At 69.3% G+C, this 6508-nt stretch carries 5 protein-coding genes; all 5 read right to left on the reverse strand.

Going from position 1 to position 6508, the window contains the following annotated elements; all coding sequences use genetic code 11:
• Positions 1–439: 439 nt before the first annotated feature.
• The 5 genes from ACI6PP_RS17015 to ACI6PP_RS17035 all read right to left on the reverse strand — a co-directional run bounded on the left by ACI6PP_RS17015 (position 440) and on the right by ACI6PP_RS17035 (position 6381).
• Complete coding sequence (locus ACI6PP_RS17015; protein WP_421112807.1) at positions 440–1414, reverse strand: DUF4192 domain-containing protein; 975 nt, start codon at positions 1412–1414, stop codon at positions 440–442.
• A gap of 983 nt (positions 1415–2397) precedes the next feature.
• Complete coding sequence (locus ACI6PP_RS17020; RefSeq protein WP_421112808.1) at positions 2398–2997, reverse strand: hypothetical protein; 600 nt, start codon at positions 2995–2997, stop codon at positions 2398–2400.
• Positions 2998–3017: 20 nt separating this feature from the next.
• On the reverse strand, positions 3018–3938 hold the full coding sequence (locus tag ACI6PP_RS17025) for a ParA family protein (RefSeq protein WP_421112809.1): 921 nt from the start codon (positions 3936–3938) through the stop codon (positions 3018–3020).
• 348 nt (positions 3939–4286) lie between these two features.
• Positions 4287–5789 (reverse strand): ParB/RepB/Spo0J family partition protein, encoded by a 1503-nt coding sequence (locus ACI6PP_RS17030; protein WP_421112810.1) that lies wholly within the window; start codon positions 5787–5789, stop codon positions 4287–4289.
• A gap of 352 nt (positions 5790–6141) precedes the next feature.
• Positions 6142–6381, reverse strand: coding sequence for a hypothetical protein (locus ACI6PP_RS17035; protein ID WP_421112811.1), 240 nt, complete (start codon positions 6379–6381; stop codon positions 6142–6144).
• Positions 6382–6508: the final 127 nt, after the last annotated feature.

A 6508-nucleotide genomic window follows, 5' to 3' on the forward strand; every position in this document is an offset into this window, starting at 1 on the left:
GTTGTTTAATTGTGACGATGGCTTTAACAACGCCTCGACGACCGGCCGGATTGTGCGGCGAGTCGACCGACACCCAATGATGGCGCGAATTGTTGCGGTTCTGTACTTCGCAAACTGCGCGGCGCTCGCGGTGTCCAACGTGCGCGAAGACACCTAGTCGGGGGCCGTCTGGGGTGCACTCGCCCTGGCGGTCGCGTGTTGCGTGTGCTGGTGCTGGGTGTGGGGCTTCCCCTGGCAGATCGCCGCACATAGGAGGCATCAGGCACGTGCCGACGGCACCGGTGGTGACGCGCGGCCGGCCGCCATCGCATAAATGGACAGCTGGTATGCCCTCCCCCGGCCCGAGGCAGGCAACGACTGAGCGCCGCGCAGCGGCCCCGCTAAAGCCACCGGGGCCGCCACCTCTCCCCCCGTCGGAGGTGGCGACCCCGCGACGGTGTCAGGCCCTCCAGAGGGCGTCGACGGCGTCCTGCAGGTCCGCCACAGCGACCGGCTCCCACGTGCGGGGGTCGATCTGGGCGGTGAGCGCCGTGTCGAGCAGGATCGTCATCGAATGCTTGGGGTCAATTGCCCCGGCGTTGGCTAGCGCGACGCGGGCGGCGTATCCGTTGCCGGTCTGCCAGGCGGCGCACCCGGCCAGGGCGAGCGCGTTGACGGCGCGCTCAGGCTCGGCGCTGCGGGCGACCCACGCCCACAGGGCCAGGGCGTCGGCGGCGTTCGCGCGGGTGATGTGCGCCCACATCAGGTCTCGAATCGGGATGACCGTGGAGGCGGCGACCAGGTGCGCGACGTCGGTGCGGGTCTGGGCGGGGATCTCGCGTGCGGCCATCTTGATCGCCCTGCCGATCCACTCGCGGGGGTCGGCGTTACCGGTGAAGTCGATCGAGTCCGAGACGGCCTGAGCGTCGACCAGCGGCCAGGTGGTGCCGGTGCCGGGTGTCAGGTCGGCGTTGATGCTGCTGACCGGTCGCACGGTGTGTCCGGCGGCGGCCGCTTCCGCGACGAACCGGTGCGAGCCGAGGTCGACCGTCCAGCGGGTGTCGGCGCAGCCTTCGGTGTCGCGAGCGCACCAGACCATGTGCCCGTCGGTCCCGGCGACCATCTGGACGGCGACCAAGTCGTGCAAGGCGGCCTCGAGCGCGAACACGCGTGCGGCGGTGGTGGTGTGGCCGATGGCCAGGGCGGCGCCGATCACGACGACCGACACCGCGACCTGCCCGTGACGGGCGGCCAGATCCTCAACGGTGGCCGGGACGTGCTCGATCGCGTCCAGGTCCATCCGGAACATCGGGGGCTTGTGAGTGGGGTCGTCGGCCCAGTCCAGGTGCACGATGACGGACTCGGTCGGGACGAACCCGAGCGCGGTGCACAGCGCGGCGACCAGGTCGGCGGGGTTCTTCACAGTGAGCAGCACGATGGTGCCTTCCTGCCACGGGAGCGGGCCGGTGGCCTGGGTTGCCAACCGTTGTTCGCCCCTCCCGGACAAGAGAAATGCAGAGCCGGCATGAGGCCCCGGAGGGCAACCCCGGCACCGGTGGCCAGGTCGGCGAGCTGGCGAGGAAGTCAGCGAGCCTGCGAGCGCCGAGGCCGCTCGGTGGTCTGGACGTCGGCGCGCAGCGCGGGGTTGCGTGCGGGGGCCGCCGACTCAAAATTGCTCGACCCGGGAGGAGAGAACTTCGATCCAGTCCAGTGCCGCGAAGCGGCTCCTGCTTCCCGGCAGGGCGCACTACGTTGGACCGGTTTTGTGCCGAGGAGTCAAAGTGAGCAATCTGAGGACCTGTCCAGGCCCGTACGGGACCACCTGAAGGGGTAGGCCCCAGCTCTTTGCCGGGTGTACCGTGGAGGTGTCGTGTCAGGATCAACGACGACGAGACTGGCCCGCAGCGCCTAACTGCGGACCAGCCTCTGGTGGTCACAGACCGCCGAACAATCGGAGCACCGCAGCAAGGGCTGAAGCGATTGCACCAACAACCCCGGCCAGGGTTGTCAGTCGCTCAGCCCTTGTTTTGTTCGCGGGCTTGTTGGCTCTGTGTGATGGCGTGTAAGCCATCTGCACCACCTCCTGCCCCGGAGTTGGATTTCGAGCCCGCGAGCTCGACCTCCGGCGCCGTGTGAGGCAGGACCTTCACTCTATCGCCGGCGCCGGACGGTTGATCTCCCCAGATGGGGATAGCGGTCGCCCAACTCGGCACCTCGGGCACCAGCACTGGTACGACGGTCGGTGGGCACGGTTTGGCGGTTGGCAGCAGGTGCGCCACCTCGAAACGTCGAACTGGGACTGTCCCTCAGCTCTGGTGGCGCGTGTGGGACGCAGGGTCATTCTTGTTCTGGACGTTGACGAAGGTGTCGAGGATCAGCTCGTGCACGGTCTTGACGACGAGTGGGCCAGCACGATGGTCACGCGCGAGGGACTGTGTCGAGGTAGGCGGCGAGGGCGACCGACAGGAGTTCGGAGCGGCTGCCGGCGCCGACTTGGGCGGTGAGTTGGTCGAGGACGTCAAGGTTGGCGGCGTTGATTCGCATGCTGATGGTGACGTGGGCTTGGCCGGGTGCGCGCCGCCGTCCGCGGCCCTCGGTGGCGGGGAACAGGCTGCCCTTCAGTGGCGACGCTGCAGTTCCGCGCTCAGTGGCGATCAAGTCCGGTAGCTGCTCGGCGGTGGTCTCGACAGCGGTAAGCACGATCTGGGCGAGGGTTTGGCCGGTGGCGGTGGCGTGCGCGCGGAGTCTGTCGCGTACGTCTGCCGGTGCGAGGAAGCTGCTTTCGCGGATGGGGGTGTCTGTGGCTTTGCGTGGCGTCCGCGTGTTGCTCGTTCGACGTGTCGCAGGGGCTGTGGGGTCACTCCCCCGCTTGGTGACTGGCGGCGTGGCGCTCGGCGCCTGCGACGTCGCGGGGTCTGGCCCGCTGGTGGACTGCGGGGTCACTTCCTCGGCCGGTGTTGGCGACTCGGTGACCGGCCGGCGCGGGGCCAGGCCGGGGAGGTCGCTGATGGAGGTCATCCGGCGTCGTGCGGGGGCGGTCATGCCGGCACCCCCTGCTGGGCCTCAAGTTCGGCGATCTGCGCCAGGATTTCTTGGGTGAGCAGGACGTAGTCGTCGGCTAGGGCTGGTGCGCTTCCGGGTACCCGTCTGGGCGCGCGGCCCTCCTTGAGTGCGACCCAGAAGGGCTCGGCGTCCTCGACGGTCTCGGCGATCTCGTGGACGAGCTGGCCGTTCTCGCGGGCTTGGGTGGCTACGAGCTCCGAATGCCTGATGACCGAGCCGAACACTGGTGCGACGCCGCCGAGGACGTCGGCGATGTCTTGGGCGGCGTTGCGTCGGATGGCGGTGGCGGTGGTGGAGACGTCGAACAGGACGGCGCCGAGGATGGCGACGTGGGGGTTGGCGGGCCGGATGGTGATGATCTGCTCGGCCAGGACGCGCAGGCCCTCGATGGAGGACCGGTCGGCGCGGGTGGGGACGACGATCCACCGGCTGGCGGTCAGCGCCATCCGCAGCAGCACGGGCCGGGTAGGCGGGGTGTCGATGACGACGAGGTCGTAGCCGGCGGCCAGCGGCGCAAGGGCGGTGGCCAGGATGGTGTCGGAGTCCAAACCTCGGCGGCTGCGGCCGGCGACGACGTCCTCGAGGTCGTTCAGGGCCGCTCCCCCGCTGATGACGTCGAGGTTGTCTCGGACGGCACTGATGGTGGGCGTGAGCCGGGCATCAGGACTCATCAGGGTGCTGGCGATGTGGTTGCCGTCGTCGCTCTGGTCGGTCCAGCCGTAGCCCAGGTCGTGGCCGGCGTTGGCCTGGGGATCGAGGTCGAGCAGCAGGGTGCGGTGTCCGGCGCTGGCGCATAGGCCGGCGAAGTTGACGGCTGTGCTGGTCTTTCCCGCTCCCCCTTTGCCGTTGGCGAAGCAGATGACGCGGCTGAGCGCCTCGGTGTCCTGCGGTGTCATGTGTTGATGATGCGCCCGATCGGGGTACCCGCGCAGTAGGCACGCCGTACCGAGTGAGTAGTTGTGCGTTAATTGCCGGGTAGCGCAGCGATTATCGCCATGTCGTCGCTAACCTGATGTTCGGAGTATTGGTTAGTTACCTCAGCGGGTAGTCCCACGCTACTTGTGCGTTAGTTATGTGGTACCCAGCAGTGCACCTGTCGCGCGACGGCCGGGGACTCGGCGGGCCGGCAGCTGCGGGCTCAGCGCGTCGGGGGTGCCCCCGGGACGGTGGACGCGGCGTTGGCAGTTCGGCGCAGTCGGCCGCCGGGGGAGGGGTGACCTTGTCGGGCCACCCCTCGGGTCGGGTTAGGCGGTCTGCTCGCTGATCGCGTACTCCTCGACGTCGGAGCAGGTGTAGCCGTTGGCGGCGAGGAACCGCAGGTAGCGACCTGCTGTGCTGTGGGTGCCGTCGCTGCGCCAGGAGGCGCGGTCGAGGCTGGCTTCGTAGTCGGCTAGGACGAGGCCGAGGGCGAGCACCTGGGCGCGTTTGTCGGTCGCGGTGTTAGCGGTGTCGGCTAGGGCGAGGCTGTGGCCGTAGGTGGGGGCCTCGACGCCGAACCACTCGGCGGCGAGGTGGTTGCCCTCGGTGCTGGCGACGTGGTGGTGGTCGCGGACCATCGCGTCGACGAGGAACGCGCCGAGTCCGGCCGGGGGAGTCTTGCGGGTCAGGAAGGTCTTGACCCACTCGCGGCGGACGATCTCGGCTGAGTCCCAGGCCTTGTTGTTCTCGATGACCAGGCGGCGGGCCGCCTTGGCGGCATCGCGCTCGGCGTCGCTCATCTGGTCGGCTCTGACGCGTCCGGTGCCGCTGGCCGACGCGTAGCGGTCGCTGTGGCCGTGGGCCTTGGGGTCGGCGCAGCCGGGGATGGCGCGCAGCGTCTGGCGGGTCACCAGGCGGTCCCAGGCCTGGTCGTCCTCGGGAGTGTCCTCGGGGACGGGCTCGCCGGTCTCGCGGTCGACCTGCTCCCATACGTTGCCGATCCAGACCACGTGCCCGTCGCAGCCGGTGGCGTGGGCCTCCGCGTCGAGAGCGTTGCTCTTGCCGTCGACCAGACTCGACAGGGCGTAGGGGGTGTGGGTGCCGGGGCCGGGTGCGTCGATCACGGTGAGGCCCTGTGCGGTGAGGTCGGCGGCCAGGGCGGCGTGGGCGGCGGCTTCGGCGCGGTCGTCGCGCATGCGCTGCACCGTGTGCTCGAACTGGCCGCGCTGGGCGGCCTTCACGAGCCGGGTGACTGCTTCGGTGTCATCCTCGAACTCCGCGACGGCGGCGGCCTGGTCGAGGGTGAGCCAGTCGTAGCGGACGGTCGCGGCCTTGGCGAGGTCCGAGCCGGAGACGGCGATCGCGGCGTCGACGTCCGTGCGCTTGGTCTGGGTGCGCTTGGCGATCTTCGCCGGGCTCATGCCCAGCAGCGACAGCTGGGTCACCACGCCGACGCGCTCGGCGTTGGACAGGCCGGTGCGGTGCTCGTTCTCGGCGTACTGCGACAGCAGCCGCTCGATGGTCGCGGCGTCGTCGTCAGCCTCGTCGGCAACCACGATCACCGGCACGACGGCCAGTCCGGCTTCGACGGCAGCAGCGGTGCGGCGGTGCCCGTACCGGACCCGCACCCCGGCCTCGGTGTTGTAAGCCACGACCGGCTGCAGGACGCCCAGGTCCTTGATCGAGGCCACGAACGCCTTATCGAGGCGGTCGTCGTGCCGGACGTTCAGGTCGGTGAGCAGGCCCGTGGGGTCCAGGTGCTGCATGACGGTCTGGTCCACGACGACATCGCTGTCAGCAGTCCTGGTGTTCTCGGTGTTGGAAGCCACGATGGGCTCCTTCCTGCCACGGCAGCGGGCCGGTGGCCTGGGTTGCCAACCGTTGTTTGCCCCTCCCGGGCAAGAGAGATGACGAGCCGGTGTCAGGGCCCGGAGTGCAACCGATGGTCTGCGCCCGTGGGGGAGGGGCCGTGGTGAGGAAACAAGCGAGCGTGCGAGCGCCGATCCGCGGGTTCGCCGGGAGCGGGTGTCGCCGTAGGCGCCTCGGTTGCGCGCAGGGGCCGCCGGCTCAGAATTGATCGGCCCGGGAGGTAAGAACTTCGATGCGATGCCGGCCGCGCAGCGGCTCTATCTGCCCGACGGGCCGTCCTTTACCGCCGGTTGGCGTCGAGGTCGGCGGGCCTCAGTGCAGGTCGGCGTCGGTCGCCACGGTGCGGACTGTCTCAAGGGCGAGCTCGAGCTCGCTGCCCCCGGAAGCATCGTCGAGGTCCTCGACGATCAGCGCCGCGCGCAGCAGCTCCTGGGCAGAGAGCCGCATCCGGCGGCGCGCCTCGGTCAGTCGTTCGGTCTGGAGCGCGGCGAGGTCGGCCGAGACGTCGGCGAGGTCCTGCTGCGTGCTGGCGAGTTCCGAGTCATCCCCCATGCGTCCAATTTATAGGGTTTGTCGGCGTTTTTTTCTCGACCGGTCGGTGGCTGGTCGACGAGCGAGTGCACGACGGCGAGCGCTACTGGGTCGCTGTTAGCAGCAACTACAACTGAGGCTCAGTGGG

Origin of the sequence: Solicola agrisoli (genome assembly GCF_049059935.1) — a bacterium.
Classification (GTDB): Bacteria; Actinomycetota; Actinomycetes; order Propionibacteriales; family Nocardioidaceae; genus JAURVT01.

Excerpts from the sequence above, each read along its gene's own strand:
- ACI6PP_RS17020 (WP_421112808.1), bottom strand. The coding sequence starts at position 2,997 with ATGACCTCCATCAGCGACCTCCCCGGCCTGGCCCCGCGCCGGCCGGTC.
- ACI6PP_RS17025 (WP_421112809.1), bottom strand. The coding sequence starts at position 3,938 with ATGACACCGCAGGACACCGAGGCGCTCAGCCGCGTCATCTGCTTCGCC.
- ACI6PP_RS17035 (WP_421112811.1), bottom strand. The coding sequence starts at position 6,381 with ATGGGGGATGACTCGGAACTCGCCAGCACGCAGCAGGACCTCGCCGAC.